The organism is Inquilinus sp. (assembly GCF_057815775.1).
On sequence record NZ_JBYRFX010001000.1, the window covers coordinates 1 to 2,077 of the forward strand.

3 protein-coding genes are annotated in these 2,077 nt (G+C 68.4%); all 3 read right to left on the reverse strand.

The features are described 5' to 3' along the window. Nucleotides 1-3 precede the first annotated feature (3 nt). On the reverse strand, nucleotides 4-810 hold the full coding sequence (locus AC3XYG_RS35800; RefSeq protein WP_489144668.1) for an MBL fold metallo-hydrolase: 807 nt from the start codon (nucleotides 808-810) through the stop codon (nucleotides 4-6). 107 nt (nucleotides 811-917) lie between these two features. Beyond that, nucleotides 918-1,337: a hypothetical protein gene (locus AC3XYG_RS35805; RefSeq protein WP_489144669.1), complete on the reverse strand. Its 420-nt coding sequence runs from the start codon at nucleotides 1,335-1,337 to the stop codon at nucleotides 918-920. 73 nt (nucleotides 1,338-1,410) lie between these two features. After that, a partial coding sequence (locus AC3XYG_RS35810) for a DMT family transporter (RefSeq protein ID WP_489144670.1) occupies nucleotides 1,411-2,077 on the reverse strand: 667 nt, incomplete at its 5' end.

The following is a 2,077-nucleotide window of genomic DNA, read 5'->3' on the forward strand; positions in this document are numbered from 1 at the left end:
CCCTCAGCCCCCGACCAGCCCCTCGGCGCGCCAGCGGGCCATGTAGGCGTCGATGATGGCGTCCAGCCGGGCCTTGCCGAAGCTGTCGTCATGGCCGGCATGGACGATGCTGATTGGCAGCGACCGCAGCAGGGCGAAGGATTTGACGTAGTCGCCGATATCCATGCCTGGGCCGTTGTAGAGCAGAGGGCCGTCATAGATCACGTCGCCGGCGAACAGCGTGCCGGTCGCCTCCTCGAACAGGGCGATGCTGCCGGGCGAATGGCCCGGCACATGCAGCACGGTGAAGCGCCGGTCGCCGAGATCGACACTCTCGCCCGCCTCGATCCGCCGGGTCGGTTCAGCCCCGCGCAGGGCATAGCCGCGGAGGTCGTAGCCCTCATGCGGCACGGCGGTGACCAGGGCCGCGCCCAGGGGCGGATAGCCCGCCGTCAGGAAGCGCTGCCTCGCCTCCGCCGGAATATCCGCCGAGATCAGCGAGGCCGGGCGCGGCGCGGCCAGCGTCGCCGCCTCGACCGGATGCACCCAGCGCTGCTCGAATTCATGGATCGCGCCGATGTGGTCGGCATGGGTGTGGGTGGCCAGGGCGATGGTGTCGCGGCCCTCGAACAATTCAGGGAAGGCCGGCCGCAGCGGCGCCACGCCCATGCCGCCATCGATCAGCAAATCATGATCGCGGCCGCGCAGGTGCCAGATGTTGGCCCGCATCAGCACGTCGCAATGCGGTTCGACGATCAGGGACAGCCCGCCGCCCATGTCGCGGCGGACGAACCATTCGGCGGCCACGGGCAATGCGGTTTCGGCGGTCATCGCAGGCTCTCCGGGTGGGGCTCAGTCGGCCCCTTCCCATAATCCATCATCGTGGATCTGCGATAGCCCTCGCCGGACGATACGGTGCGATCGGGACGGGAAGCCGCTTAGTGGCGGGTCGGTCGGATCGGCCAGTGGATGATCGTGGCTTCGGTGGGCTTGCGGGTGTTGTCCCTGGTATCGGCGGCCTTGGTCACGGTGGGCTTGGTCACACTGGCCTTGGTCACGGCGGCACGGCTGGCGCGTTCGGCTTCGACCGCCTGACGGCGTGCCCGGGCATCTCTGGCGATTTTGTCTTGCAGCGCCACGATCCGGCGCACCTCGTCGAAAACCCCCGTGAAGGCGTCCGCGAACTCACACGCGGTGTCCATGTCTCCGGCCGCAAGGGCAGCCTTCGCCTGCTGTTGCGTCGCCTTCGCGATGTCCATCCCCATCTCGCTGAGCTTTTTCAGCATCTGCAGATGGCGTTCGGCGAGATCCAGATACGGATCGGTTGGGGCGGCGGTGGGGGGCTGCGGCTTATCCATAGAACAAATCATGAACTTATTCGCAGGAGATGTCAAATGCCACGTCATCCGTGCTGAGACATCCCCCCTGAGGTCAGCCCTCCCCAGCCGCCACCACGGCCCGCCTCGCTGGCCACAGCCGCCAGCCAAGGGTCACCGCCAGGCTGGCCAGGGCGATCAGCCCCATGCCGGCCGCCTGCTCCACCCCCAGCCGATGGCCATAGACCAGCCAATCGCTGATGATCGCCGCCGCGGGATAGATGAAGGCCAGCACGGCGATGACGGGGGTCGGCAGCTTCGGATAGGCCGCATACATCAGCACATAGACCAGGCCGGTGTGGACGATGCCGAGCCCGGCGAGCCAGCCCCAGGGGCCGGGTGTCGCCGGCAGCGCGGCGAAGGCGACGAAGGGGGCCAGCAGCACGATGCCGGTGGTGGCATGGATCATCGCCGTCAGATGCGGCCGCACCCCGCGCAGCGCCTTGGTCGACAGCACCGTGCCGGTGTAGAGCAGCGAGGCCAGGACGGCGAGGCCGGCGCCGACCAGGCGGCCGGGTTCAGCGGCGGCGGGGTCGAGGCCGATCCCCGTCGCCAGCACCAGCCCGGCGAAGGCGATGCCGATCCAGCCCAGCTTCTGCCGGCTGATGCGTTCGCCGAACAGCACGCCCCCGACCAGCACCACCCAGAAGGGCTGCACATGGTAGACGATGGTGGCGAAGGCGATGGAGGTGCGCTGGATCGCGGCGAAGAACGCCACCCAG